Origin of the sequence: Sphingopyxis witflariensis, from assembly GCF_002205635.1 — a bacterium.
Lineage (GTDB): Bacteria > Pseudomonadota > Alphaproteobacteria > Sphingomonadales > Sphingomonadaceae > Sphingopyxis > Sphingopyxis witflariensis.
The window spans coordinates 669916-696084 of record NZ_NISJ01000001.1 but is presented as its reverse complement, the minus strand read 5'-3'; the positions used below and the strand labels follow the sequence as shown (position 1 = coordinate 696084).

Sequence of the window (26169 nt, the reverse complement as noted above, 5' to 3'; positions counted from 1 at the left end):
TTCCCGATGTAGAAAATAGCCCAAATCCGACGACGAAACCAATAGTCACCGCGATGACGCAGAGCGCTTTCCAGTTCGCGATGCCGCTCCGAATCCGGTCGCTTTTAGTTAGCAGGGGATCTCGCGCTATCCCGTTCTCAATCGACCCAATCAAGCCCCATGTCGCGGTACACGCCGCGGTCCTCGTCCCAATTCGCCTTGACCTTCACATGCAGGAACAGATGTACCTTACGGCCCAGCAGTTCGGCGAGCTCGGCGCGCGATTTGCTGCCGATTTCCTTGATCCGCTCGCCCTTGTGGCCAAGGATGATCGCGCGCTGATTATCGCGGGCGACAAGGATCTGCTGATGAATTTCGGCGCTGCCGTCGGGGCGCGTCGTGAATTTCTCGGTCTCGACGGTCGACTGGTACGGCAGTTCCTCGTGGAGCTGGCGATAAAGCTGCTCGCGGGTGATTTCGGCGGCGAGTATCCGTTCGGGGGCGTCGCTGACCTCATCCTCGGGGAAGTGCCAATGGCCTTCGGGCATCAGTGCCGCGAGCGTCGCCTTGAGTTCGGGAATCCCGTCGCCGGTGCTGGCCGAGACGAAGAAGGTTTCGTCGAACTTCACCCGCTCGTTGAGCGTGGTCGCGGTCGTCAGCAGCTTGTCTTTGCGGGTCAGATCGACCTTGTTGAGGACAAGGAACTTCTTCTCCGGCCGCCCCTCGACCCCCTGCAGCACGCGTTCGGCGCGCTCGCCGAGCTTCGCCGCCGCGTCGATCATCACAAGGATTGCTTCGGCCTGATCGAGGCTGTTCCACGCTGTGGCGACCATCGCGCGGTCGAGCCGGCGCGTCGGGGCAAAAATGCCCGGGGTGTCGATGAGGATGATCTGGGTCTCGCCGTCCATCGCGACGCCCATCAACCGGGTGCGCGTCGTCTGTGCCTTGGGGCTGACGATCGCGACCTTCTGGCCGACGAGGGCGTTGACGATGGTCGATTTGCCCGCATTGGGCGCGCCGACAACGGCGACAAATCCGCAGCGGTGGGTCATTCACTTTGTCCTTCAAGTTCCGCAAGAAGCGCGGCTGCGGCGGCTTTTTCAGCCGCCTGTTTACTGGTGCCTTCGGCTTCGGCGCGGGCGAGCTTGCCGACGCTGACCGCGACGCGAAAACGCGGCGAATGGTCGGGCCCTTCGCGCGCGACAATTTCATATTCGGGCGGGCGGCGTTTGCGCGCCAGCGCCCATTCCTGCAACGCCGCCTTCGGATGCTTCGGCGCCACTTGCTGTCCCTCGATCATATCACCCCAATGGGCAAGAATGAAGGCGTGTGCGGCGTCGGCGCCCTGATCGAGATAAAGCGCGCCGATCAGCGCCTCGATCGCGTCGGCAGCGATATTGTCGCTATAGCGTCCGCCATCGCTTCGCGCCTGCGCACCAAAGCGGACGAGCGCGGTCAGGTTGAGCCGCTGGGCGATCGAGGCGCAGGTCGCGCCCGATGCGAGGACATGCAGCCGCGACGACATCTCGCCCTCGCTGGCGCGCGGAAAGCGCGTGTAAAGTTCGGATGCGATCACGAGCCCCAGGACCCGGTCGCCCAAAAACTCCAGTCGCTGATAGTCGGCGCGCCCGGTGCTGCCGTGCGTCAGCGCCAGATCATAGAGCGCCAGATTATCCGGGGTGCAGCCGATGATCTCGGCGAGCGCCCCGGCATTGAGTGGGTCGCTCAAAAGCCTTCCCCGATGCGGCTCCAGCGCGCGGCGGTGAACCAGCTGATCGGGTTGAACCAGCTTGCCGACCCATCGGTCGAGAACATGCCCACCAGCGCATGGCCGACCAGATTTTCCTCGGGAACGATACCGATGCCGCCGCCCTCGACCGCCGGGAAACGGCTGTCGGCGCTGCGGTCGCGGTTGTCCCCCATCAGGAACAAATGGCCCTCGGGAACGACGACGAGCGGGGTGTTGTCCTCGGCAATCGTCGTGATGTCGAGGATGGCATAGCTTTTGCCGCTCGGCATCGTCTCGCGATATTGTTTATATCGGCACTGGCGCTGGCCGCTCTCGCTGACCTCTTCAAACTCCATCGAGTAACAGGGCAGGGTGCCCGTCATCTGCGAAGCTTCGATCATGTTCGGCGTCACCGGAATGACGAAATCTTGCATCGCTTCGCGCTTCAGCGGCGCGCCGTTCAACCAGACGATGCCGTCCTTCACCTGCACGCTGTCGCCGCCGACGCCGATGACGCGCTTGATATAATCATTGTCGGCAACGGGCGGCGCCTTGAACACGACAACGTCGCCGCGGTCGGGCGTGCGCGCGAAAACCCGGCCCGGGATCAGCGGGACGCTGAACGGCAGGCTGTGCTTCGAATAGCCATAGGCCATTTTGTTGACGAGCAGATAGTCGCCGATCAAAAGCCGTGGCTGCATCGATTCCGACGGAATGTTGAAGGGCGACAGGAAAAAACTGCGGAAAACCAGCACCGCAATCGCCAGCAGGACGAGGAAGCGGGCGGTGTCGACGGCCTCTTCCTTGGCCGAAACCGGTGTCGGGTTCGGCGCAGAGGGTGTAGGGTCGGATGCGGGCGGCGTCGAGGCGGCAAGACTGGCGTCGTTCATGGCCGGGCATTGGCGATGAATAGGTCTGCGCGTCAAGCAAATATCGGCGGACGACACTGGCGCACGGATGGCGGCGGGCCTATGAAATTGCCCTTAATCTGGATCCCGTTCGAAGCAGGCGGGGCAATTTGGGAAGCGATTTGATGATGAAAGCCGATCACGCATGGCAGGCCCTCTCCGACTGGCAGCCGCAGCCGCTGACCGAGCTTGTCGCCGCCGATCCCGAAGCGCGGCTTCAGATGCTTGTACGCAACGTCGCCGACATTCGCTTCGATTTCGCCAAGACGCATCTCGACGGTGCAGCGATCGCGATCCTGTCGGGCCTTGCCGAAGCGCAGGATTTCCACGGACGCCGCAAGACGCTGTTTTCGGGCGGCATCGCCAACCCGACCGAGGACCGCGCTGCCGAGCATAGCGCCGAACGCGGCGACGGCGCGCCCGAGTCCGTCCACCGCGCGCAGATGTTGCACCAGCGGATGCGGATGCTGGTCGATGCGATCGAGGCGGGGGCATTCGGAGAAATCCGCCATTTGCTCCACATTGGTATCGGCGGATCGGCGCTTGGTCCCGATCTGCTGATCGACGCGCTCGGCCGCCACGGTTCGCGCATCGATGTCGCGGTGGTGTCGAACGTCGATGGTGCGGCACTTGACGAGGCGCTCGCCAAATTCGACCCCGCGCACACTTTGGTTGCGGTCGCGTCGAAGACCTTCACCACCACCGAAACCCTGCTCAACGCCGCCTCGGCGCTGCAATGGCTGGAAGAAGGCGGCGTCGACGACCCGATCGGCCGCGTTATCGCGGTGACCGCGATGCCCGAACGCGCGATCGAGTGGGGTATCGATGAAACGCGTATCCTGCCGTTCAGCGAAACTGTTGGTGGGCGCTATTCGCTCTGGTCATCGATCGGTTTTCCCGCCGCGCTCGCGCTCGGCTGGGATGCGTTCGCCGACATGCTCGAGGGCGCGGCCGAAATGGACCGACATTTCCGCCTTGCCGACGGGGCCGACAATGTCTGTTTGCTCGCGGCCTTCGTCGATCAAATCTATGCCAATCGGCTGGGCTGTCAGACGCGTGCGGTGTTCGCTTATGATGAGCGATTGCGCCTGCTTCCCGACTATCTGCAACAGCTGGAGATGGAATCGAACGGCAAGGCGGTGACGCTCGATGGCCAGCCGCTCGGCCGCCACAGCGCGCCGATCACATGGGGCGGGGTCGGTACCGATGCCCAGCATGCGGTGTTCCAGCTGCTCCATCAGGGAACGCATCTGATCCCCGTCGAATTTGTTGTCGCGCGCGAGCCCGATCATCTGCTCGACGAGGCGCACCACGAAACCCTCGTCGCCAATTGCATCGCGCAGGGTGCGGCGCTTATGACCGGACGCGCGAGCGAGGATGGCGCGCGCAACTATCCCGGCAACCGGCCATCGACGACGATCCTGCTAAATCAGGTCACCCCGCGCAGCCTGGGCGCGCTGATCGCCTTTTACGAGCATCGCGTGTTTGCGAGCGCGGTGTTGCTGGGCATCAACCCGTTCGACCAGTTCGGGGTCGAACTGGGCAAGGAAATGGCGAAGGGGCTTGCCGAGGGTACGGTCGAATTCGACCCCGCGACGCAGGCACTGATGGCGGCGGCCCTGGGCGAGTAGGCCGCGTTCGTCACTCTGACCGCAAATTTCGATTGGCAAGTTGGGTGCGCATAACCACATAGGCCGCTGATCCGAAACCTGTCCCATCGGAAAAGCAGAGGCCTCATCATGAGCAAATTCGACTTCGACCTGTTTGTCATCGGCGCCGGGTCGGGCGGGGTTCGCGCCTCGCGCGTCGCCGCGTCGCACGGCGCGCGCGTCGCTGTTGCCGAAGAACATCGCGTCGGCGGCACCTGCGTCATTCGCGGCTGCGTGCCCAAGAAACTGCTCGTCTACGGCGCCCATTTCGCTGAGGATCTGAAGGACGCGCGCCATTTCGGGTGGGACGTTCCTGACTGCAAATTCGACTGGGACCGGCTCCGCGACAATGTTCTCGCTGAAGTCACCCGGCTCGAGGGGCTCTATGGCCAGACGCTCGACAATCACAAGGTCACGCTGTTCAAGACGCGCGCGACGGTCGTCGGACCACAAAAGGTGCGGCTCGCCGATGGGCAGGAACTGACCGCCGAGCGCATCCTGATCGCGACCGGCGGCTGGCCCTTCGTCCCCGAATTTCCGGGCAGCGAACATGCGATCACTTCGAACGAGGTGTTTCACCTCGACAAGCTGCCAAAGCGCATTGTCATCGCCGGCGGCGGCTATATCGCTAATGAATTCGCGGGTATCTTCAACGAATTCGGCAGCAAGGTGACGATCGTCAACCGCGGCGACACGATACTGCGCGGCTATGACGAACAGATCCGTGACCGCTTGCTCCAGATTTCGATGACCAAGGGCATCGAATTCCGCTTCAACGCGCCGTTCGAGAAGATCGAGAAGAAGGAAAACGGGACGTTCACCGTCCACCTGGGCGGCTGCGATCCGATCGAGGCCGACACGATCCTCGTCGCGGCGGGCCGCGTGCCCAACGTCAAGGGGCTGGGGCTTGAAGAGGCCGGGGTCGAACTCGACGATCAGGGTGCGATCAAGGTTGATGAGACCAACCAGTCGTCGGTGCCCAGCATCTATGCCGTCGGCGACGTCACCAACCGTATCCAGCTGACACCGGTGGCGATCCGCGAGGGACAGGCCTTTGCCGACAGCGTCTTCGGCGGCAAGCCGACCGTGGTCGATTATGCCAATGTTCCGAGCGCGGTGTTCAGCCACCCGCCGATCGGCGCCGTGGGCATGACCGAGGCTGAGGCACGCAACAAGCTGGGGTCGATCCGCACCTACACCAGCGATTTTCGCGCGATGAAGAATGTCCTCGCCGGGCGCAACGAACGCGCATTGTATAAGATGATCGTCAACGCCGCGACCGATCAGGTCGTCGGGCTCCACATGATCGGCCCCGACGCGCCGGAGATTTTGCAGGCGGCCGCGGTCGCGGTGAAAGCGGGGCTGACCAAGGCCGATTTCGACGCCACTGTCGCGCTGCATCCGAGCATGGCCGAGGAACTGGTGTTGCTGAAATGACGGCGGAGAGGAGCTTCCCGCCCGAAGAACGCGCGATATTGCTGACGGTGAAGGGCGTTGGCCCGACGGTCGTGGGGCGGCTCGAGGAAATCGGCATTGCTTCGCTGGCCGATCTCGCGACGCGCGACGCCGACGATATCTGCACGCGCGTCAGCCTGCTGCTCGGCGCAAGCTGCTGGCGCAACAGCCCGCAGTCGCGCGCTGCGATAGCGGGGGCCATCGCCGGCGCGAAGGCCGGAGGGGAGGGCGGCTGAACCCTCTGCTTTCGCCGGGGTGCGCCGCCTGCTAGTCTCTCCTCCGAAAACCGGCAGGAGACGTCGCATGACGGGCACGGCATTGGTTACCGGAGGCAGCGGCTATATCGCAGGCTTCCTGATCCGACAGTTGATCGAAAACGGCTGGACCGTCCATACGACGGTGCGCAATCTGAAGCGCGAGCCCGAGGTGCGCGGCTGGCTGAAGGTCGACAACGACCGATTGCAATTTTTCGCTGCCGATCTGGAGCATGACGCGGGCTGGGCCGAAGCGATCGCGGGTTGCACCCATGTCGCGCATGTTGCTTCACCCTTTCCGATGAACGTCCCCAAAGACGCCGACGAACTGGTCGTTCCCGCGCGCGAGGGCGCCTTGCGGGCCCTGCGCTTTGCGCGCGCGGCGGGGATCAGGCGTTTCGTCCTGACCTCGTCGATGGCGGCGATCGCCTATGGCCATGGCAAGGGCGCGCGGATGAACACAGAGGCCGACTGGACCAACCTCGATGATCCGGACGTCATGCCCTATGTCCGTTCGAAAACCGTCGCCGAGCGCGCCGCGCGCGACTGGGTGGCGGCCGAGGGCGGCGACATGGAATTTGCCTCCGTCAATCCGGCGGCGGTGTTCGGGCCTTTGATGTCGGACGATCTGTCGACCTCGATCGAATTTGTGAAGCAATTGCTCGAGGGTAAGGTGCCGATGTGCCCCGACGTCGGTTTCGGGATCATAGATGTCCGCGATGTCGCCGACCTCCATTATCGCGCGTTGACCGCGCCTGGCGTCCGCGACGAGCGTTATGTCTGCTCGGGCCCATTCCTGAAGATGATCGACGTCGCCGATATATTGCGCGCGAATTTGGGGGCGCAGGCGCGCAAGGTACCCGCGAAGAAAATGCCCGACTGGCTGCTCAAACTGTTCGCGCTGGTTCGGCCAGAACTGAAACAGCTTGTCACCGAACTCGGCAATATCCGCGGCGGTGACAGCCGTCATGCGATGAAGACGCTCGGCTGGACAATGCGCCCGCCCGAAGAGGCGATCCTCGCGACGGCCCATAGTCTGATCGAGCGAGGGATTGTGAAGCTGTAAAATCCCCCTCCCGCAGGCGGGAGAGGCAGCGAGACTTGCGAACTTGTTCGCCAGTCGCAGCGGGGTGGGCCAACGCACCGTCGCTGCCCACCCCCGACCCCTCCCGCTTGCGGGAGGGGAGCAGCTCAGGCAATCGTCGGAATAATCCCGCCCTCGGCGCGGATCGCGGCGCCATTTGTCACCGCCGCCAGCGGGCTCGCGAGATAGGTCACCAAAGCCCCGATCTCGTCGGCCTCGATCAGGCGGCGGATCAGCGACAGCGGGCGCAATTCGTCGAAAAACGCCTTCTCACGTTCGGCTTCGGAAGCGTCGGGGTTCGACACCACCGAGCGGATGAAATCGGCAATGCCCTCCGATCGAGTCGGGCCCGGCAGCACGCTGTTGACGGTGACGCCCGTGCCCTTGGTCTGTTCGGCAAGCCCGCGCGCGATGGTCAGCTGGGCCGTTTTTGTCATACCGTAATGGATCATCTCGGCGGGCGGCAGCAGGCCGCTTTCGCTCGCGATGAAGATCACGCGGCCCCAGTTGTTTTCGAGCATCTTCGGGAAATAATGCCGCGACAGGCGTGCCCCGCTCACAACATTGACCTCGAAGATATTGTGCCAGTCGGCGTCGCTGATCTCGGCGAAGGGTTTGGCTTCGTAGATGCCGAGATTGTTGACGAGGATATCGACTGCGGGAACTGCGGCGATCAGCGCTTCGGCGCCCTCGGCTGTGGCGGGATCGGCGAGGACGGCGCGAATCGTGCCGACCTGCGCCAATTCGGCCGCCGCAGCGTCTAGCTTGTCCTGATTGCGCCCGGTGATGACGACATCGACGCCTTCCTCGGCGAGGCGTTTCGCGATCGCGAAGCCGATGCCGGCGGTCGATCCGGTGACGAGGGCGGTCTTGCCATTGAGTTTCAGGTCCATGGGCGGCTTCCTTCCTTGGTATGATTTGATGAAGCGAAGATAGCGCCGCACGCCATTGTTGATTAGGATGCGCTTCATCATTTCAGTGGTGATTTCTAATCAGGAATGGCGATGGACAATCGGTTCGGTGATATCGAGACGTTTCTGGCGGTGGCGAACGGCGGTAGCCTCGCGGCCGCGGCGAAGGCGCTGCGTCTTACGCCTTCGGCCGTGAGCCGCAGCATCGCCCGGCTCGAGGCGCGGCTTGGCGTGACGCTGATGCGCCGAACGACCCGGTCACTCGCGCTGACCGCTGAGGGACTCGCTTATCGCGACCGGATGAGCGTGCTGCTTGCCGAATTGGAGAGTGTCGAGAACGGGCTCGGTCGCGCACAACAGGGGCCACGCGGGCTGCTGCGCATCAACGCCTCGCCGTCGATCGGGACGATGGGGCTGCTACCGATGCTGCCGCTTTTCATCGCGCGCTATCCCGACGTCACGATCGATCTCGCGCTGTCCGACGCCATCGTCGATCTGGTCGAGGAACGCGCCGACATCGCGATCCGCATCGGTCCGCTGCGTGACACGCGGCTCCGCGCAAAGAAGCTGGGGCATAGTCGGATGATGCTTGTTGCCAGCCCCGACTATCTTGCACGCCGCGGCACGCCAAAGGAGCCCGACGATCTCGACGCGCACGACTGCTTGCGCTTCAGCTTCCGCCGCTCGGTCGACAGCTGGCCGTTCCGCGTCGATGGAAAGATCGTCCATCGACCGGTGCAGGGCAGCTTCTTCGGCAATTCAGGCGAGGTCGTCCGCCTGATGGCGGTCGCGGGCGGCGGGATTGCGCGGCACGGGCGCTTTCATGTCGCACAGGATCTGGCGGCGGGGCGGTTGGTCGAGGTTTTGCCCGATCACAATCCCGGCGACGGCGAGGACATCCACGCGCTCTACGCACCCGAAGACCGCGCGGCGGCACGCATCCGCGCCTTTCTCGATTTCCTCGACGAGGAACTGGTGATCGACGGCTAGCCGATCCGGTACGGCACGACGTCGCGCCGGTCAGGATCGACCAAAATCGGGCGATCGCTCGGCGGAAAGGCGCGCTGGTCGCAATCGTCGCGCGGGCAGATGCGACATGATGGCCCGATCCGCGTCGATGCCTGCGGTGCAGCGACATCGACCCCATCGGCATAGATGAACTCGCCCGCATATTGTGCCTCGCACCCCAGCGCGACGGCGTAGCGGCGCGGGCTGCGCGCATAGCTGCCCGAGGGTTTCACCAGCCCCTTCGCCATCGACACATAGCGCAGGCCGTCGGGGGTCTCGGCGAGCTGGAACAAAATGCGGTCGGGGATTGCTGCTGCCTCATGCACCACCCACAAGGGGCAGGCGCCGCCAAAGCGCGCGAATTGCAGACGCGTCGCGCTGTGCCTTTTGGTGATATTGCCCGCCATGTCGACGCGGCAGAAAAACATCGGGATGCCGCGCGCGCCGGGGCGCTGGAGGGTCGAGAGGCGGTGGCAGGCCTGTTCGAAGCTGACCCCATATTCGAGCCGCAGGCGGTCGATGTCGTGGCGCACCGCGCGCGCGCTGGCACGAAACGGGGCGTAGGGCATCAGCACTGCGCCTGCGGCATAATTGGCGAGTCCGACGTGGAGCAATTGCCGCGCAGCCGCGGTGCGCAGCGGCGACGCCTCGACCACTGCGGCAATCTCGCGCGCCAGCGCCAGCGCGGCGAGCTGGTGCGCGAGCTGAAAGCGCCGGGTCTCGGCGGGCTGCGACGGGTCGATCACCAGATGGCGCATCGTTGCGTCAAATTCGCGCAACGTCTGCGTCTGTTGATAGACAATCGAAATGCCGAGCGCGTCGCGGAGCCGCCGTTCGATCGTCTCGATCGCAGGCGAGGAATCTCTTCCGCGCAATTGCCCCGCCAGCGCTTCGGCGGCGCGGTCGAGCCGATCGACATAATTGCCCGCGTCGTGAAACCAGTCGCGCACCTCTTCCCACGGCAGGCGGCTGCCCTCGGCGGTGCCGCCGGTCAGCGCCTCGTCGATGATCTGGAGCCGCTGCCCCGCGCGCCGATAGGCGGCGTGGAGCGCGACGAACTGGTCGGCGAGTTGCGGTTGCTGCAGCGCCGCGCGCTCGAGCTGTTCGGGCGTCAGCGGTGCGGTAGCGAACAGCGGATCGGCGGCAGCCTCGCGCAGCGCGCCTTGACGGCGGTCGTCGGCGTCGGTGGTGACTTCTTCCCATTCGAGCGGGAACAGCCGTTGCAGCCGATCGAGCAGCGCGGGGGTCAATGGCCGGTCGTCATGCTCGATCTGGCTGAGATAGGAGGTCGAAATGCCCAGCGTGTCGGCAAACTCGGCCTGTTTGATCGCGCGTTCGGTGCGGAGCGCCTTGAGACGGCTTCCGGCAAAGATGCGTTGTCGGGACACGCTGATCCTCCTTCACGGGGAAGAATAGTTTGCAAACTATCACTTTGCAACTTTGCAAATTCACATTTGCGCCGGGGTCGCAAAGGGGGCAGGGGATTATATCCGAATTTGATGGAGAAGCCCGAGTGTCCGCCAATATCGCCGAAATGGAACGCCGCCGTGCCGCCGCCGCGCTGGGTGGCGGGCAAAAGCGCATCGACGCACAGCACAGCAAGGGCAAGCTGACCGCGCGCGAGCGGCTTGACGTGCTGCTCGACGAAGGCTCGTTCGAAGAGCTCGACACCTATGTCGAGCATAATTGCACCGATTTCGGCATGCAGGATCAGATCGTTCCCGGCGACGGCGTCGTCACTGGCAGCGGCACGATTAACGGCCGCCTCGTCTATGTTTTCAGCCAGGACTTCACCGTCTTCGGCGGCTCGCTTTCGGAGCGCCATGCCGAAAAGATCATGAAGGTCATGGACAATGCGCTGAAGGTCGGCGCGCCGGTCATCGGCCTGAACGATAGTGGCGGCGCGCGCATTCAGGAGGGCGTCGCATCGCTCGGCGGCTATGCCGAAGTGTTCCAGCGCAACGTGCTCGCGTCGGGCGTCGTGCCGCAGATCAGCCTCATCATGGGTCCTTGCGCGGGCGGCGCGGTCTATTCGCCCGCGATGACCGACTTCATCTTCATGGTGAAGGACAGCAGCTATATGTTCGTCACCGGCCCCGATGTGGTGAAGACGGTGACCAACGAAGTCGTCACGCAGGAAGAGCTTGGCGGCGCGATCACTCACACGACCAAAAGCTCGGTCGCCGATCTGGCGTTCGAAAATGACATTGAGGCGCTGCTCGCGGCGCGCGATTTCTTCGATTATCTGCCGGAGAATAACCGCAGCGGCGTTCCGGTGCGCCCGACCAACGATCCGTGGGACCGCGCCGATCCTAGCCTCGACACGCTGATCCCGCCGTCGGCGAACCAGCCCTATGACATGCACGAGTTGATCCGGAAGACCGTCGACGAAGGCGATTTCTTCGAGGTGCAGCCGGCGCATGCCGCAAACATCATTTGCGGTTTCGGGCGCATCGAGGGGCGCACGATCGGCATCGTCGCGAACCAGCCGCTGGTGCTCGCGGGCGTGCTCGATATCAACTCGTCGAAGAAGGCGGCGCGCTTCGTGCGTTTCTGCGACGCGTTCGAAATCCCGATCATCACCTTCGTCGATGTTCCGGGCTTCCTGCCCGGCACCGCGCAGGAATATAATGGCATCATCAAGCATGGCGCGAAATTGCTCTTCGCCTATGCCGAGGCGACGGTGCCCAAGATCACGGTGATCACGCGCAAAGCCTATGGCGGCGCCTATGACGTGATGGCGTCAAAGCATCTGCGCGGCGATTTGAACTATGCCTGGCCGACCGCCGAGATCGCGGTGATGGGCGCGAAGGGCGCGGTGGAAATCATCTTCCGCAGCGACATCGGCGATCCCGCGAAGATTGCCGAGCGCACCAAGGAATATGAAGACCGCTTTGCCAACCCGTTCGTCGCGGCATCGCGCGGCTATATCGACGAGGTCATCCACCCGCACAACACGCGCAAGCGGATCGCGCTGGGGCTGCGCAAGCTGCGCAACAAGAGCATCGAGAATCCTTGGAAGAAGCATGACAATATTCCGCTGTGAGGTCTGGATATGGGTGCGAAGTGTAGAATAGGGCTGGGCGCTGCTGATCCCAATCAGACGGTGAAATTGTTCGCTGTCTATAACACTTCTCATAACTCGCTGTATGTGCTTGCTCCCGATCTTAAGGCAGCGATGTCGATCGCGCACAGTGCGAATCACATCCACGGGGTTTTTGACCGAAAGGATCGAACTTACCCTCACGGTCAGGAAGTCCGAGCGCCGTTCGGCGAGCAGATGGCGGCATCTTGGGGGCTCGTCGAACTTGCAATTGAGCGCCGCCTTCAAGGGACAGTCCATTTCGATGGAGCCGAAGTATGGGTAGGAAAAGAGGTCATCAAGGAATGAAGCTGGGTCGTCTCAACCATATCGGCGTTGCTACGCCGTCGGTCGCCATGTGACGAATGGCACATCCAATTGGTCAGGCTGGATGCAAAGGCAGGGGACGGCTAGGTTAAGCCGCCATGTCCTTGATTCCGAAAGAGGTTTGAAGATGCGTAAATTCCTTCTTGGTGCCCTGCTTGCTCCCGCCCTCCTGGCTTCGCAGGCGGCGTCGGCGTTCGATCCCGATACGCCCGTCGGCGAGCCGGTGCCGGCCTTTCCGATCACGCTCGGCAGCGAGGAAAGTGAAACGATCGGCGTCGCGTTCCGGGCTGCCTTCGGTCTCGCCAAGGGCGCCGAAGCGACCGCGACGCGCGAGGTAGACGGGCGAACCTATCAGTTCCGTCCCGCCGCGATCCATCTGTTGCCCAACAATGTCGGCGTGCTGCTGAGCCTCGGCAGCCTCGACGATGCGGGCCACAGCGACGGCGGGATCAACGCGATCCACTATCTGCAGGGCGGCCCATCGGGCTGGCAGCGCAAGGGTGAATGGCTGAACCTCGGCGCGGTAGGCACCGTCGGCAATGCCGCGACAAGCTGGGCCTTCAGCGACGCGATCGGGAAAAACCCCTATCTGATCACCGCCGGCGGCGGGGTGTGGCAGGGCTGCGCGATCAGCACCGCGACGTTGACCGAATTGGCGCCGGACGGGCCGGTCAACCGCGCGGGCTTCACCGACGGAATGAGTTCGGGTGCAGGGATCGGCCAGAAAGAAGAACAATATGACGGGAAGATCGCCGCCGCGGTTCCCGACAAAAGCTTCACCGTCGCCTACACCGGTACACGGGCTTTCAAGCAGCAATATCTACTGAAGAACGGCAAATATGAACTGGTCGGCAAGGACCAGATTCCGGGTTGCTGAGGAGAATATGATGAAACTGGGTCGCCTCAACCATATCGGCGTCGCAACGCCGTCGATCGCCGACAGCATCGTCTTTTACCGCGATGTGATGGGGGCGACCCGGATTCACGAGCCGTTCGACCTGCCCGAGCAGGGGGTGAAGGTGTGCTTCGTCGACACCCCCGGCGCCGACGGCGCGCTCAACGGCACGCAGATCGAGCTGGTCGAACCGCTGCCCGGCAACACCTCGATCGCGGGGTTCCTCGAGAAGAACCCGGCGGGCGGGCAGCATCATATGTGCTACGAAGTCCCCGACATTCACGCCGCCAAGGCCGAGTTTGAAGCGCTGGGCAAGCGCGTCCTCGGCGAGCCGCGCATCGGGGCGCACGGGACGCTGATTTTCTTCGTCCACCCGCGCGACATGGGCGGGGTGCTGACCGAGATTATGGAAACGCCGAAGGGCGGGCATTGAGCCTTCCACCCCCTCTCCCATCGGGAGAGGGTTGCGCAGCCTTGGTCCGACGGACCTAGGCGAAGCTGGGTGAGGGGATGGAACTATCGAGAGGGCGCCGCCCTCACCAACTCCGGCTAGGCGGCAAAGCCGCCAAGCCTTCATATCCTCTCCCGGTGGGAGAGGAAGGGATTGCAATATGACCGACAAACCGACCATCGACCAATGGGCCGCCGCCGCGACCAAGGAAGTGAAGGGCAAGGACCTCACCTGGCACACCGCCGAGGGGATCGACGTCAAGCCGCTCTATACGGCGGAGGATGTCACGACCGATCCCGGCCTGCCCGGTTTCGCGCCCTTCACGCGCGGTGTCCGCGCGTCGATGTATGCTGGTCGCCCATGGACGATCCGGCAATATGCGGGCTTCTCGACCGCCGAGGAATCGAACGCCTTCTATCGCCGCAACCTCGCCGCGGGGCAAAAGGGGCTGTCGGTCGCCTTCGACCTCGCGACCCATCGCGGCTATGACAGCGACCATCCGCGCGTCACCGGCGACGTCGGCAAGGCCGGGGTCGCGATCGACAGCGTCGAAGATATGAAGATCCTCTTCGACGGCATTCCGCTCGACCAGATGTCGGTGTCGATGACGATGAACGGCGCGGTGATCCCGATCCTCGCCTTCTTCATCGTTGCAGGCGAGGAGCAGGGCGTCGATCGCAAATTGCTCGACGGCACGATCCAGAACGACATTCTCAAAGAGTTCATGGTCCGCAACACCTATATCTACCCGCCTGAGCCGAGCATGCGGATTATCAGCGACATCTTCGGCTATACGTCGCGCGAGATGCCGAAATTCAACAGCATCTCGATCAGCGGCTATCATATGCAGGAAGCCGGCGCGACGCAGGTGCAAGAACTGGCCTTCACCATCGCCGACGGCATGGAATATGTGAAATATGGCGTCGCCTCGGGCCTCGACATCGACAAATTCGCCGGGCGGCTGAGCTTCTTTTTCGCGATCGGCATGAATTTCTTCATGGAGATCGCCAAGCTGCGCGCGGCGCGCGTGCTGTGGCATCGCGCGATGACGACGCTCGGCGCGCAGGACGAGCGGTCGAAAATGCTGCGCACGCATTGCCAGACGTCGGGCGTCTCGCTCACCGAGCAGGACCCCTACAACAACGTCATGCGCACGACGATCGAGGCGATGGCGGCGATGCTCGGCGGCACTCAGTCGCTGCACACCAACGCGCTGGATGAGGCGATCGCGCTACCGACCGACTTCTCGGCGCGTATCGCGCGCAACACCCAGATCGTCATTCAGGAAGAGACGGGGATGACCAAGGTCGTCGATCCCCTCGGCGGCAGCTATTATGTCGAGGCGCTGACCCAGCAGCTCGTCGATGCGGCGCAGGAAATCATCGACCGCGTCCAGTCCGAAGGCGGCATGGCGAAAGCCGTCGCGGCAGGCTGGCCCAAGGCGATGATCGAAACCGCCGCCGCCGCCCGCCAGGCGCGCGTCGATCGCGGCGACGATGTGATCGTCGGGGTGAACAAATATCGCCTGAAGGACGAGGATCTCCTCGAAACCCTCGACATCGATAACGCCAAGGTGCGCGAAGGCCAGATCGCGCGCATCAACAAGACCAAGGCGAACCGCGACGAAGCCGCGTGTCAGGCGGCCCTGAAGGCGCTGCGCGACGGCGCGGCGGGCGAGTCGAGCATCGAGAACAACCTGCTCGCACTCGCGGTCGAAGCTGCCCGCGCCCGCGCGACGCTCGGCGAAATCAGCTCGGCGATGGAGGAAAGTTTCGATCGCTATGGCACTCAGCCGACCCCGGTGAAGGGAGTCTATGGCGCGCCCTATGAAGGCGATGCCCGCTGGCAGCAGGTGCTCGACGGCGTCGCGGCGGTCGAACGCCGTATGGGGCGCAAACCCAAATTGCTTGTCGCGAAAATGGGGCAGGACGGCCACGATCGCGGCGCCAATGTCATCGCCTCGGCGTTCGGCGACATGGGTTTTGACGTCGTATCGGGGCCCTTGTTCCAGACCCCCGGTGAAACCGTCGTGCTCGCATTGGAAAGCGGCGTCGATGTCGTCGGCGCGTCGAGCCTCGCGGCGGGTCACAAGACGCTGATCCCCGAATTGATCGGCAAGCTGAAGGAAGCGGGCCGGGGCGACATCAAGGTGATCGCTGGCGGGGTTATACCGCCGCAGGACTATCAATATCTGCGCGACGCCGGGGTGCAGGGCATCTATGGACCCGGCAGCAATGTCGTCGAATGTGCCGCCGATGTGCTGAGGCTGCTTGGGCATAATATGCCGCCGCTTGATGCGGACCAAGCCGCCTGAACCTTATCCTGTGATGGAGATGTTGAAGCCGTGACCCACAAACCCGAAACGATGGCGGTCCATGCCGGAACCGCGCCCGACCCGACGACCAAGGCGCGGATCACGCCCATCTATCAGACCGCATCCTATGTCTTCGACGATGTCGAACATGCCTCGCGGCTGTTCAACCTCCAGGAATTCGGGAACATCTACACGCGGATCATGAACCCGACCAACGGCGCGCTCGAAGGCAAGATTGCCGCGCTCGAGGGCGGCGTCGGCGCGCTCGCCGTGGCATCGGGCCATGCTGCGCAGTTCCTCGCGTTTCACACGCTGATGGAGCCGGGCTGCGAGATTGTCGCGGCGAAGAAGCTTTATGGCGGATCGCTCAACCAGCTCGGCCACAGCTTCCGCAAAATGGCGTGGAATACACATTTCGTCGACGCCGATAATGCCGACAATGTCGCCGCCGCGATCAATGACAAGACCCGCGCGGTGTTCATCGAAAGCCTCGCCAACCCCGGCGGCGTGGTCCAGGACATCGAAGCGATCGCCAAGGTCGCGCATGATGCCGGCGTGCCGCTGATCGTCGACAACACGATGGCAACCCCGATGCTGTGCCGCCCGATCGAGCATGGCGCCGACATTGTGGTCCACTCAACGACCAAATTTCTCAACGGGCATGGCAATGCCATTGGCGGGGTGATCATCGACGCGGGCAGTTTCGACTGGGCGAAGGGCGGCAAATATCCGACGCTCAGCGAACCCAATGCCTCCTATCACGGGCTGAAGTTCACCGAGGCGTTCGGCAATCTCGCCTTCATCCTCGCGACGCGGACCCTCGGCCTGCGAGATCTCGGCCCGGCGCTCGCGCCGATGAATGCCTTTCTCGCGCTCACCGGCATGGAAACGCTGGCGCTGCGCATGGACCGGCATTGCAGCAATGCGGTCGAACTCGCCAAATGGCTGAAGGCGCATCCGAAGATCGGCTGGGTGTCCTATGCGGGCCTCCCCGACAGTCCGTACAACGAACTCGCGCAGAAATATCTGGGCGGCCGCGGCGGTTCGGTGTTCACCTTCGGCCTCAAGGGCGGATATGACGCCGGGGTCAAGCTCGTCTCGTCGGTCGAGCTGTTCAGCCACCTCGCCAATCTGGGCGACACCCGCTCGCTGATCATCCACCCCGCATCGACCACCCACAGCCAGTTGTCGGAAGACGAACTGGTGCAGGCGGGCGCTGGCCCCGATGTCGTGCGCGTGTCGGTGGGCATCGAAAATATCGAAGACATCATCGCCGACCTCGCTCAGGCGCTGGAGAAAATCGCATGACCCAAGACATCACCCGCACCGACTGGACGCGCGAGGAAATCGCCGCGCTGTTCGACCTGCCGTTCGACGAACTGATGTGGGAGGCGCAGGGCGTCCACCGCCGTCATCATGCGCGTGGCGAGGTGCAACTTTGCACGCTGCTCAGCATCAAGACCGGCGGCTGCGTCGAGGATTGCGGCTATTGCTCGCAGTCCAAGAGCGCCGACAGCGGCCTCAAGGCAACCAAGCTGATGGACGTCCGCGCGGTGTTGCAGGCGGCGGCGCAGGCGAAGGATTCGGGATCGCAGCGTTTCTGCATGGGCGCCGCATGGCGCAACCCCAAGGAGCGCGACATGCCCGCGATCGTCGAGATGATCGAGGGCGTGCGCCAGATGGGCATGGAAACCTGCATGACGCTGGGGATGCTCAGCAAGGAACAGGCGCAGACGCTCGCGGTCGCCGGCCTCGACTATTATAACCATAATATCGACACCAGCCCCGAAAATTACGGCAATGTCATCACGACGCGGACCTTTCAGGAACGCCTCGACACGTTGGAAGAAGTGCGCAGCGCGGGCATCAATGTGTGCAGCGGCGGCATTCTCGGCATGGGCGAAAACCGCGCCGACCGCGTCGGTTTCATCCATGCGCTCGCGACGTTGCCGGAGCATCCGGGCAGCGTGCCGATCAATGCACTGGTCCCGGTGAAGGGCACCGTGCTCGGCGACATGCTGGCGGACACCCCGCTCGCCGCGATCGACGATATCGAATTCGTCCGCACCGTCGCCGTCGCGCGCGTCACCATGCCGATGAGCATGATCCGCCTGTCGGCGGGCCGCGAGAGCATGTCGGATGCGACGCAGGCGCTCTGCTTTATGGCGGGCGCGAACAGCATCTTCACCGGCGACAAGCTGCTGACGACCGCCAATGCCGGCGACAGCAAGGATGCCGCCCTGTTCGCGAAACTCGGCCTCAAGCCGATGGAGGGCGAAGAGCCGATGCGGATGGAAGCCGCTGAATGAGGAACACCCGAGCTTACGGGGTTGGCATAGCAATCGCTGCCTTCTTGATCGCTCCGGACGCGATCGCCTGTATCCCTACGTCTATAGAAAAGATGCGTAAGTTCAGCGACGTGATCGCCGAGGGTACGTTCGTGATCGATTCCCGCGAGCGAGGCGAGGGTCATATTGTAGCTGCCCGAACATTGAAGGGCATGCGCAAGAAGACATATCATGTTCGTTGGGATCCGAATATTTTGCCTGAGGAACTTCCTGACTGTGGAGTGGAAATACCTGCCTCGGGATCATTCGAGAGCTTTAGCCTGAGAAAGCAACAGGGCGCTACATATCGACTTACGGGTCGATGGCAGCCCGTCAGGAAGGAACGCTAATGTTCACTAAAGCTCCGATCGGCAAGCGGCGCGAAATCGCCTGCAGCGTCGTCAAGCCGACACGCGGCAGCGATATCGTAAAGGTCGTTTTTTGTCAGAGTGACGCCGAGTGACACGAAAGCCGCTCCTCGCCCTGCTGATCTCGCTGCTCCTGCTGCCCGCCTCCTGCGCGCTCGGCGTGGTGGCGGGCGATATGCAGGGTGTGCGGCTGGGCAGGGCGCCCGGCGAGGGCGGCCCGCTGTGGGTTGAAAATCTGCTGTGGATCGGTGCGCTCGCGCTGATCCTCTATTGGGCGCGGCAGATCAGCCGCCTGTATCGCAAACCTGCCGCAGAGCCGGCACCGACGGAGACGACCGAATGATCATCGCACCCTTGCTGCTCTTGTCCGCGATGGCCGCCGAGCCCGCGGTCGATTGCGACAATGCCATGGCCCAGTTTGAACTGAACGCCTGCGCCTATCAGGAATATGAGCGCGCCGACGCCGCGCTCAACGCGCAGTGGAAACTGACGGCCGCCGCGATGAAGGCGCAGGACCGCGAGTTCGACCGGACCCAGGACAACCGCCCCGGCTATTACGACACGCTCCTCGCCGCACAGCGCGCCTGGATCACCTATCGCGACAAGCATTGCGCCAGCGAAGGCTACACGATGCGTGGCGGGTCGGCCGAACCGATGATGATCAGCGGCTGCATGCGGACGCTCACCGAACAACGCACCAAAGACTTAAAAGCCCTCATCGAGGAATATTGAGACGATGTTTAAGAAAATCCTGATTGCCAACCGCGGTGAAATCGCCTGCCGCGTCATCAAGACCGCGCGCCGCATGGGCATTGCGACCGTCGCCGTCTATTCGGACGCCGATGCGCGTGCGCCCTTCGTCCAGATGGCCGACGAGGCGGTGCATATTGGCGCCTCGCCTGCGTCCGAATCCTATCTGATCGCCGACAAGATCATTGCGGCGTGCAAGCAGACCGGCGCCGATGCGGTGCATCCGGGCTATGGATTCCTGTCCGAACGCACCAGCTTCGCCGAGGCGCTGGCCAAGGAAGGCATCGCCTTCGTCGGCCCGCCGGTGAACGCGATCGCCGCGATGGGTGACAAGATTGAATCGAAGAAGCTCGCGCTGGAAGCCGGGGTCAATGTCGTCCCGGGCTTCGTCGGCGAGATCGACGATACCGAACATGCCGTCCGCATCGCGAACGAGATCGGCTATCCGGTGATGATGAAGGCATCGGCGGGCGGTGGCGGCAAAGGCATGCGCCTCGCCTATGACGAAAAGGACGTCCGCGAAGGCTTTGAGGCGACCAAGCGCGAAGGGCTCAACAGCTTCGGCGACGATCGCGTCTTCATCGAGAAATTCATCCTCAACCCGCGCCACATCGAGATCCAGATCCTCGGCGATCAGCATGGCAATATCCTCTATCTGAACGAGCGCGAATGTTCGATCCAGCGCCGCCACCAGAAGGTGGTCGAGGAAGCCCCGTCGCCGTTCGTGACCGAAAAGATGCGCAAGGCGATGGGCGAACAGTGCGTCGCACTCGCGCGCGCCGTCGGCTATTATAGCGCGGGCACGGTCGAACTGATCGTCAGCGGCGCCGACCCGACGGGCGAGAGCTTCTACTTCCTCGAAATGAACACCCGGCTTCAGGTCGAGCATCCGGTGACCGAGGCGATCACCGGCATCGATCTCGTTGAACAGATGATCCGCGTCGCCGCGGGCGAAAAGCTCGAACTGACGCAGGATGATATCAAGATCGACGGCTGGGCGATTGAAAACCGCGTCTATGCCGAGGATCCCTATCGCGGCTTCCTGCCCTCGACGGGCCGTCTCGTGCGTTATCGCACCCCCGTTCCCGCATGGGCAGGCGACGAGCGCGGCGAGGACGGCGTGCGCGTTGACGCGGGTGTCGAGGAAGGCGGCGAAGTGTCGATCTTCTACGACCCGATGATCGCCAAGCTGATCACCTGGGGCAAGACCCGTGACGAAGCCGCTGACCTGCAGGTCGCGGCGCTCGACCGCTTCGAGCTCGAAGGGCTCGGCCATAATATCGATTTCCTGTCGGCAATCATGCAGCATCCGCGTTTCCGCGCGGGCGAGCTGACGACCGGCTTCATCGCCGAAGAATATCCCGAAGGCTTTTCGGGCGCCGAAGTTGCAGAAGATGTAGTCCGCGCGCTCGCGGCCATCGCAGGCTTCATGGCCAGCGCCGAGGCCGACCGTGCCCGCCGCACCGACGGCCAGCTCGGCGACCGGCTCGAACCGCCCGCCAAATGGCAGGTCAGCGTCGGCGGCGCGGCGCACAAGGTCAAGATCGGCCACAAGCATATCAAGGTCGACGGCGACAAGGTCGATATCGCGCTCGAATATACCCCCGGCGACCGGCTCGTGGTTGCCGAGATTGACGGCGATGAACTCGCGGTCAAGGTTGCGAAGACGCGCGCCGGCTGGCGGATGACGACGCGCGGACGCATCCATAATGTCCAGGTCCTGCCCTGGCACATCGCGCCCTTGTCGGCGCACATGATCGAAAAAATCCCGCCCGATCTCTCGCGCTTCCTGATCTGCCCGATGCCGGGTCTGCTCGTCGCGCTGCACGTCGGCGAAGGCGACAAGGTCGAGGCCGGCCAGCCGCTTGCGACGGTCGAGGCGATGAAGATGGAAAATATCCTCCGCGCCGAAAAGACCGGCACGGTGAAGACCATCAATGCCGCACAGGGCGACAGCCTCGCGGTCGACGCGGTCATTTTGGAGATGGAATAACCGCCTTCTTCTCGTCATTGCGAGGAGCGAAGTGACGAAGCAATCCAGAGTGGCGTAAACCAGATCTGGATTGCTTCGCTGCGCTCGCAATGACGGAGTTTGATAGATGCACCTGAACCATAACGCCGACGCTCCCGTGGCCGACGCAATTACCTTCGACGACTTCCTGAAGGTCGATATCCGCATCGGCACGATCTTGAACGCCGAGCCTTTCCCCGAGGCGCGTAAGCCCGCGTATAAGCTGCTGATCGATTTTGGCCCGGCAATCGGTACGAAGAAGAGCAGCGCGCAGATCGTCGATCGTTACGCGATCGGGGAACTGCCGGGGCGGCAGGTCGCTGCAGTGGTCAACTTCCCGCCGCGCCAGATCGGAAAATTTATGTCCGAAGTGCTGACGCTGGGTTTCGCCGACGAGGCAGGCGCGGTGATCCTTTTCGCGCCCGACCGGGCGGTGCCGAACGGATCGCGGCTCTTCTGATCTGATCGTCATTGCGACCCCGGCGAAAGCCGGGGAGAAGCAATCTAGGGCGGGTTAAGCCACTCTGGATTGCTTCGCTGCGCTCGCAATGACATGTTGATTTCAGAAAACAGAGGAAGAACGACATGATCCGGCGAGCGACCGCCTTTGCGGCGGCAATCTTTGCAATACTGCTGCCGCTATCGGCCGCCGCCGAAGCCGATCTGAACCGCGAATATGAAGTCCATCTCACCCGTAACCTGGTCTACGGCCGCGCGCTGATCCAGGTATCACAGGAACGCCCCCGGACCCGCGACCTGCTCGTCGACGTCTACCGCCCCGTCGCCGACGGCAAGCTGCTCGCGAACCGCCCCGCCGTCATCATGGCCTTTGGCGGCGCCTTCCACCGCGGCAACAAGGGCGAGGAGCGCTATACCGAGGATGGCGCGCAGGACAGTTCGATGGCCGATTATTGCCGCCGCTTCGCGCGCGACGGCTATGTCTGTTTCGCGATCGACTATCGCCTGACGCCTGAGGATCCCGCTGTGGCAAAGCCGGTCGACGAAAAAAGGCTGGTGTCGAAGGCGCTCAACCTGTCACCCACCGCGACGGCGCGGATCGAGGTCGTGCGCCAGCGGATGGGACTGCCGCCGCTCGACGACCGGACGCGCGAGCAATATTGGCACGCGATCCTCGCCGCCGCCGAGGATATGGCGATGGCTACCGATTATGTCCGGGGAAATGCCGGAAAATATGGCGTCGACGCCGACCGGATCGCCTTGGGCGGCTTTTCGTCGGGAGCGATCACCGCGCTCAACACCGCTTATGGCATTGGCGTCCCGGTCAAGGCAGTCTTCGCGCTGTCGGGCGGCCTCAGCGGCTATAATCTGTTCGAAACCGTTCGGCCGAACATGCCTCCCGCGCTGCTCTTCGTCGCGCAGAATGATCTCGACGGCATCCAGTCGGGCACGCGTTTCGCGATCAAGGCGCTGACGGCCAAGGGCATCGCGGTCGAAACAGCATGGGTGCCGGGTTTCGGCCATTTCTATCCGATGGGCGCGGTCAGCCTTGGGCCTGAGGTCAGCCGCTTGCCGGTCGAAACACGGATATTGGCGTTTCTGGACGCCCATATCGGTGACAAGAAGGTCGATCCCACCCCGGGCAATTGACCGGTAGCAATCGGCGACCGACCGGCTAGGCTGCGCACCGGGAAAATGGGGGAGAGATGATATGAGCTTGCCGGTAACCGCCTTTGTCGCCGCGATTTGCGCGCTGTTGTTGTTGTTCACCGCGATCGATACTGTGCGCCAGCGCCTGCGGCTCCGGGTCGCCTTTGGCGACGGCGGCGACGACCGGCTCATCAGCGCGGTCCGTAGCCACGCCAACCTCGCCGAACATGCGCCGATCGTCATCATTTTGATTGGGCTGCTTGAGACCGTCGAGGCGAACCATATGGCGCTGATGGCGATCGGTGCGATCTTCCTGATCGGCCGTGTCGCGCACATCATCGGCCTTTATGCCCCGATCAGCGGCAAGCCCCCGGTGCCGCGCCAGATCGGCGTCATCGCGACGTGGGCGAGTTTGTTGCTGCTAAGTGGATGGACGCTGTGGATGTTGGCGACAATCAATCTCTAAGAAGCTCCGTCACCCCGGACTTGATCCGGGGTCCATGCGGTCATGGATGCCGGATCAAGTCCGGCATGACGAAGAGGATTGGGCTCAATCGACCAGCGCCACCGCCCGGATCCACCCCGCGCTCGCCCGCTCGATCTTCACCGGAAAGCAGCTCAGTGTCCAGCCGGTCGGGGGCAGCGCGGCCAGATTGGTCAGCTTCTCGATCTGGTAATAGGGCCTGATTCGCCCCGCCTTATGGCCTTCCCAGATGATCGACGGATCGCGCGTTTCGGCCCAGCGGCGGGCGGTATGACTGAACGGCGCATCCCAGCTCCACGCATCGGTCCCGACGACCTTCACGCCGCGTTCCGTCAGGTACAGCGTCGCCTCGGCGCCCATGCCACAGCCCTGATCGGTGAAATTGTCGGTGCCATAGAGTGCGCCCGACTGGACGAGAATAATGTCGAACGGCTGGAGATCATGCCCGATCCGGGCCAGCTCGGCTTCGACCTCGGCGGCGCTCACGACATGCCCCGCCGCGCGGTCCGAAAAATCGAGCTTCACTCCGGGGCGAAAGAACAGGTCAAGTGGGGCTTCGTCTATGCTCGGCGCGGGCGTCGCGCCATCGTCGGTCGTCGAGTGAAAATGCCACGGCGCGTCCATATGCGTGCCATTGTGGGTGCTGAGCGTCAGGCTCTCGACCGCCCAGCCTTCGCCGTCGGGCAAATCCTGCTTCGTCAGCCCGGGGAAAAACATCGCAATCTGTTCCCACGTATTTTCGTGGGTCATATAGGTGATCTGCGGGCGCATCACCGGCGGGTCGGAAATGACATCGTTGGTGATCGGGATCGAAAGGTCGATGAACTGCATCATCGCAGTCTGCCATCATTGGCCGCCCTCGCCAAGAAGACTTGCGCGCCGCCGCTTGCCCGGTAGAGATGCGGCAAAGCTCCGTACAGAGGGGCAGGGGAGAGTCTATGACCGACAGCGCCGCCTTCGCCACCCATGGCGCGGATTATCAGCCGACCGCGAAGGATATTCGTATGGTCATCGCCGCCTCATCGGCGGGTACCGTATTCGAATGGTATGATTTCTTCATCTATGGAACGCTGGCGGCGATCATCGGCAAGGCCTTTTTTCCCAGCGACAATGCGACGCTGGAAGTGTTGCTCGTCTGGGCGGGCTTTGCCGTCGGCTTCGGCTTCCGGCCTCTCGGGGCAGTGCTGTTCGGCTTTCTCGGCGACCGGCTGGGGCGCAAATATACGTTCCTCGTCACCGTCACGCTGATGGGCATCGCGACCGCCGGGGTCGGCATGATCCCCTCGGCGGCCTCGATCGGGATCGCGGCGCCGATCATCGTCATCGGCCTGCGCATCCTGCAAGGGCTCGCGCTTGGCGGCGAATATGGCGGCGCAGCGATTTATGTCGCCGAACATTCGCCGCCCGGAAAGCGCGGATTCTATACCAGCTTTATCCAGGCGAGCGTTGTCGGCGGTTTCGTGCTCAGCCTGATCGTCGTCTTGGGCTGCAAGGCGCTGATGTCCGACGCTGTGTGGGAAAGCTGGGGCTGGCGCGTGCCCTTCCTGCTGTCGCTGATCCTGCTCGCCATCTCGCTGTGGATGCGGCTGAAGCTCTCCGAAAGCCCGGTGTTTCAGGCGATGAAGGCGCAGGGCGAACTCGCCAAAAACCCGCTCAAGGAAAGCTTCACTTACCCCGGCAACCCACGCCGCCTCTTCATCGCGCTGTTCGGGATCGCCGCCGGGCTGACCGTCATCTGGTACACCGCAATGTTCTCAGGCCTCTCGTTCCTGAAAGGGCCGATGAAGCTCGACGATACCGCGGCTGAGGTCATCGTCGGCATCGCCGCTGCGGTCGGCATGGGCTTTTTCCTGTGGGCCGGGCATCTGTCGGACCGCATCGGGCGCAAGAAGCCCATCGTCTGGGGCTATGCCGCGACGCTGGTGCTGCTCTTCCCGCTCTTCTGGTTGATGGGCAGCGTCGGCAACCCTGCGCTGACCGCCGCCGCCGAGAAGGCCCCGGTAACGGTCACGGGATCACAATGCAGTTTCGATCCCTTTGCGCAGAAACAGACGACCGCATGCGGCAAGACACTCGGCGAACTGACCAAGCTCGGCGTACCGTACAATATCGTCACCACGGCCAGCAGCTTCGACAGCGTCAAGGTCATGATCGGCAATCGCGAGGTTGCGGGCGAAGACCCCGCCATACTCAAGCCCGCGCTCGAGGCGATGGGCTATAATTTCGAAAAGCAGGTTCCCGGGGCTTTGGGTATCGCGGCCATCCTCGTCGCGCTGCTCGGCCTCTGCGCGCTGTCGGGCTTCACCTATGGTCCGGTCGCGGCGCTCCTGTCCGAAATGTTCCCGCCGCACGTCCGCTATTCGTCGCTGTCGATCCCGTACCATCTCGGCACCGGTTATTTCGGCGGCTTCCTGCCTTTGATTGCGAGTTTCATCGTCGCCAAGACCGGCGATGCCTATTCGGGGCTCTGGTACACATGGGGCGTCGTTCTGGTGGCCTTCCTCGTTACCGCCTTCATGCTCAAGGACCCGGTTGAGGGGCAGTGGGACAAGGCGCCAAAGGGCTGAACAGCCCA

25 protein-coding genes are annotated in these 26169 nt (G+C 63.2%); 19 read left to right on the top strand and 6 right to left on the bottom strand.

What is annotated here, in order from left to right:
* Window positions 1–137: 137 nt before the first annotated feature.
* From era to lepB, 3 genes are read right to left on the bottom strand one after another with little or no spacing between them, the layout of a single operon-like run.
* The gene (gene era, locus CDQ91_RS03285; RefSeq protein ID WP_088471241.1) at window positions 138–1031 is read right to left on the bottom strand and encodes a GTPase Era; all 894 of its coding nucleotides are present in this window, start codon (window positions 1029–1031) and stop codon (window positions 138–140) included.
* On the bottom strand, window positions 1028–1708 hold the full coding sequence (gene rnc, locus CDQ91_RS03280; RefSeq protein WP_088471240.1) for a ribonuclease III: 681 nt from the start codon (window positions 1706–1708) through the stop codon (window positions 1028–1030). Before rnc ends, era begins: the two co-directional genes overlap by 4 nt.
* A complete protein-coding gene (gene lepB, locus CDQ91_RS03275; RefSeq protein ID WP_088471239.1) occupies window positions 1705–2598 on the bottom strand; it encodes a signal peptidase I in 894 nt (297 codons plus the stop codon). Before lepB ends, rnc begins: the two co-directional genes overlap by 4 nt.
* A gap of 143 nt (window positions 2599–2741) precedes the next feature.
* Here lepB and pgi point away from each other — a divergent pair, with 143 nt between their 5' ends.
* From pgi to CDQ91_RS03255, 4 genes are all read left to right on the top strand, one after another.
* Window positions 2742–4247 carry a glucose-6-phosphate isomerase gene (pgi, locus tag CDQ91_RS03270; protein ID WP_088471238.1) on the top strand — a complete coding sequence of 502 codons (1506 nt, stop codon included), beginning with the start codon at window positions 2742–2744 and terminating at the stop codon, window positions 4245–4247.
* Between the two features lie 108 nt (window positions 4248–4355).
* Entirely contained in the window at window positions 4356–5702 is a 1347-nt protein-coding gene (gene gor / locus CDQ91_RS03265) for a glutathione-disulfide reductase (protein ID WP_088471237.1), read from the top strand.
* Entirely contained in the window at window positions 5699–5956 is a 258-nt protein-coding gene (locus CDQ91_RS03260; protein WP_088471236.1) for a helix-hairpin-helix domain-containing protein, read from the top strand. The genes gor and CDQ91_RS03260 overlap by 4 nt, the downstream gene beginning before the upstream one ends.
* 67 nt (window positions 5957–6023) lie before the next feature.
* Window positions 6024–7040 carry an NAD-dependent epimerase/dehydratase family protein gene (locus CDQ91_RS03255; protein ID WP_088471235.1) on the top strand — a complete coding sequence of 339 codons (1017 nt, stop codon included), beginning with the start codon at window positions 6024–6026 and terminating at the stop codon, window positions 7038–7040.
* A 125-nt stretch (window positions 7041–7165) separates the two neighbouring features.
* Here the strand turns inward: CDQ91_RS03255 and CDQ91_RS03250 are convergent, their stop codons facing one another.
* Complete coding sequence (locus tag CDQ91_RS03250) at window positions 7166–7951, bottom strand: SDR family NAD(P)-dependent oxidoreductase (RefSeq protein ID WP_088471429.1); 786 nt, start codon at window positions 7949–7951, stop codon at window positions 7166–7168.
* 111 nt (window positions 7952–8062) lie between these two features.
* On the opposite strand from CDQ91_RS03250, the gene CDQ91_RS03245 reads away from it, so the two are divergent.
* Window positions 8063–8959: a LysR family transcriptional regulator gene (locus tag CDQ91_RS03245; RefSeq protein WP_088471234.1), complete on the top strand. Its 897-nt coding sequence runs from the start codon at window positions 8063–8065 to the stop codon at window positions 8957–8959.
* Here the strand turns inward: CDQ91_RS03245 and CDQ91_RS03240 are convergent.
* Entirely contained in the window at window positions 8956–10365 is a 1410-nt protein-coding gene (locus CDQ91_RS03240; RefSeq protein WP_088471233.1) for a helix-turn-helix domain-containing protein, read from the bottom strand. The genes CDQ91_RS03245 and CDQ91_RS03240 overlap by 4 nt on opposite strands.
* 125 nt (window positions 10366–10490) lie before the next feature.
* Between CDQ91_RS03240 and CDQ91_RS03235 the strand changes: the two genes are divergently transcribed.
* The 13 genes from CDQ91_RS03235 to CDQ91_RS03170 all read left to right on the top strand — a co-directional run bounded on the left by CDQ91_RS03235 (window position 10491) and on the right by CDQ91_RS03170 (window position 23576).
* The gene (locus CDQ91_RS03235; protein ID WP_088471232.1) at window positions 10491–12023 is read left to right on the top strand and encodes an acyl-CoA carboxylase subunit beta; all 1533 of its coding nucleotides are present in this window, start codon (window positions 10491–10493) and stop codon (window positions 12021–12023) included.
* 9 nt (window positions 12024–12032) lie between these two features.
* On the top strand, window positions 12033–12368 hold the full coding sequence (locus CDQ91_RS03230; protein WP_088471231.1) for a hypothetical protein: 336 nt from the start codon (window positions 12033–12035) through the stop codon (window positions 12366–12368).
* Window positions 12369–12513: 145 nt separating this feature from the next.
* Window positions 12514–13263 (top strand): hypothetical protein, encoded by a 750-nt coding sequence (locus CDQ91_RS03225; RefSeq protein WP_088471230.1) that lies wholly within the window; start codon window positions 12514–12516, stop codon window positions 13261–13263.
* A gap of 10 nt (window positions 13264–13273) precedes the next feature.
* A complete protein-coding gene (mce, locus tag CDQ91_RS03220; protein WP_088471229.1) occupies window positions 13274–13714 on the top strand; it encodes a methylmalonyl-CoA epimerase in 441 nt (146 codons plus the stop codon).
* 178 nt (window positions 13715–13892) lie between these two features.
* Window positions 13893–16046, top strand: coding sequence for a methylmalonyl-CoA mutase (gene scpA / locus CDQ91_RS03215; protein ID WP_088471228.1), 2154 nt, complete (start codon window positions 13893–13895; stop codon window positions 16044–16046).
* 51 nt (window positions 16047–16097) lie between these two features.
* Window positions 16098–17354: an O-acetylhomoserine aminocarboxypropyltransferase gene (locus CDQ91_RS03210; RefSeq protein ID WP_088471227.1), complete on the top strand. Its 1257-nt coding sequence runs from the start codon at window positions 16098–16100 to the stop codon at window positions 17352–17354.
* The gene (gene bioB / locus CDQ91_RS03205; protein WP_088471226.1) at window positions 17351–18355 is read left to right on the top strand and encodes a biotin synthase BioB; all 1005 of its coding nucleotides are present in this window, start codon (window positions 17351–17353) and stop codon (window positions 18353–18355) included. Before CDQ91_RS03210 ends, bioB begins: the two co-directional genes overlap by 4 nt.
* Window positions 18356–18832: 477 nt before the next feature.
* Window positions 18833–19084, top strand: a complete 252-nt coding sequence (locus tag CDQ91_RS03195) for a hypothetical protein (RefSeq protein ID WP_088471224.1) — start codon at window positions 18833–18835, stop codon at window positions 19082–19084.
* Window positions 19081–19473 (top strand): lysozyme inhibitor LprI family protein, encoded by a 393-nt coding sequence (locus CDQ91_RS03190; RefSeq protein ID WP_088471223.1) that lies wholly within the window; start codon window positions 19081–19083, stop codon window positions 19471–19473. The genes CDQ91_RS03195 and CDQ91_RS03190 overlap by 4 nt, the downstream gene beginning before the upstream one ends.
* A gap of 4 nt (window positions 19474–19477) precedes the next feature.
* Complete coding sequence (locus CDQ91_RS03185; protein WP_088471222.1) at window positions 19478–21484, top strand: acetyl-CoA carboxylase biotin carboxylase subunit; 2007 nt, start codon at window positions 19478–19480, stop codon at window positions 21482–21484.
* A gap of 106 nt (window positions 21485–21590) precedes the next feature.
* Window positions 21591–21962: a tRNA-binding protein gene (locus tag CDQ91_RS03180; RefSeq protein WP_088471221.1), complete on the top strand. Its 372-nt coding sequence runs from the start codon at window positions 21591–21593 to the stop codon at window positions 21960–21962.
* Between the two features lie 125 nt (window positions 21963–22087).
* Window positions 22088–23110 (top strand): alpha/beta hydrolase, encoded by a 1023-nt coding sequence (locus CDQ91_RS03175; RefSeq protein WP_088471220.1) that lies wholly within the window; start codon window positions 22088–22090, stop codon window positions 23108–23110.
* Between the two features lie 61 nt (window positions 23111–23171).
* The gene (locus CDQ91_RS03170; protein ID WP_088471219.1) at window positions 23172–23576 is read left to right on the top strand and encodes an MAPEG family protein; all 405 of its coding nucleotides are present in this window, start codon (window positions 23172–23174) and stop codon (window positions 23574–23576) included.
* Between the two features lie 84 nt (window positions 23577–23660).
* Here CDQ91_RS03170 and CDQ91_RS03165 read toward each other — a convergent pair whose 3' ends face one another.
* Window positions 23661–24428: a cyclase family protein gene (locus CDQ91_RS03165; protein ID WP_088471218.1), complete on the bottom strand. Its 768-nt coding sequence runs from the start codon at window positions 24426–24428 to the stop codon at window positions 23661–23663.
* Between the two features lie 104 nt (window positions 24429–24532).
* Between CDQ91_RS03165 and CDQ91_RS03160 the strand changes: the two genes are divergently transcribed.
* Entirely contained in the window at window positions 24533–26161 is a 1629-nt protein-coding gene (locus CDQ91_RS03160) for an MFS transporter (protein ID WP_088471217.1), read from the top strand.
* The last annotated feature ends 8 nt before the right edge of the window (window positions 26162–26169 follow it).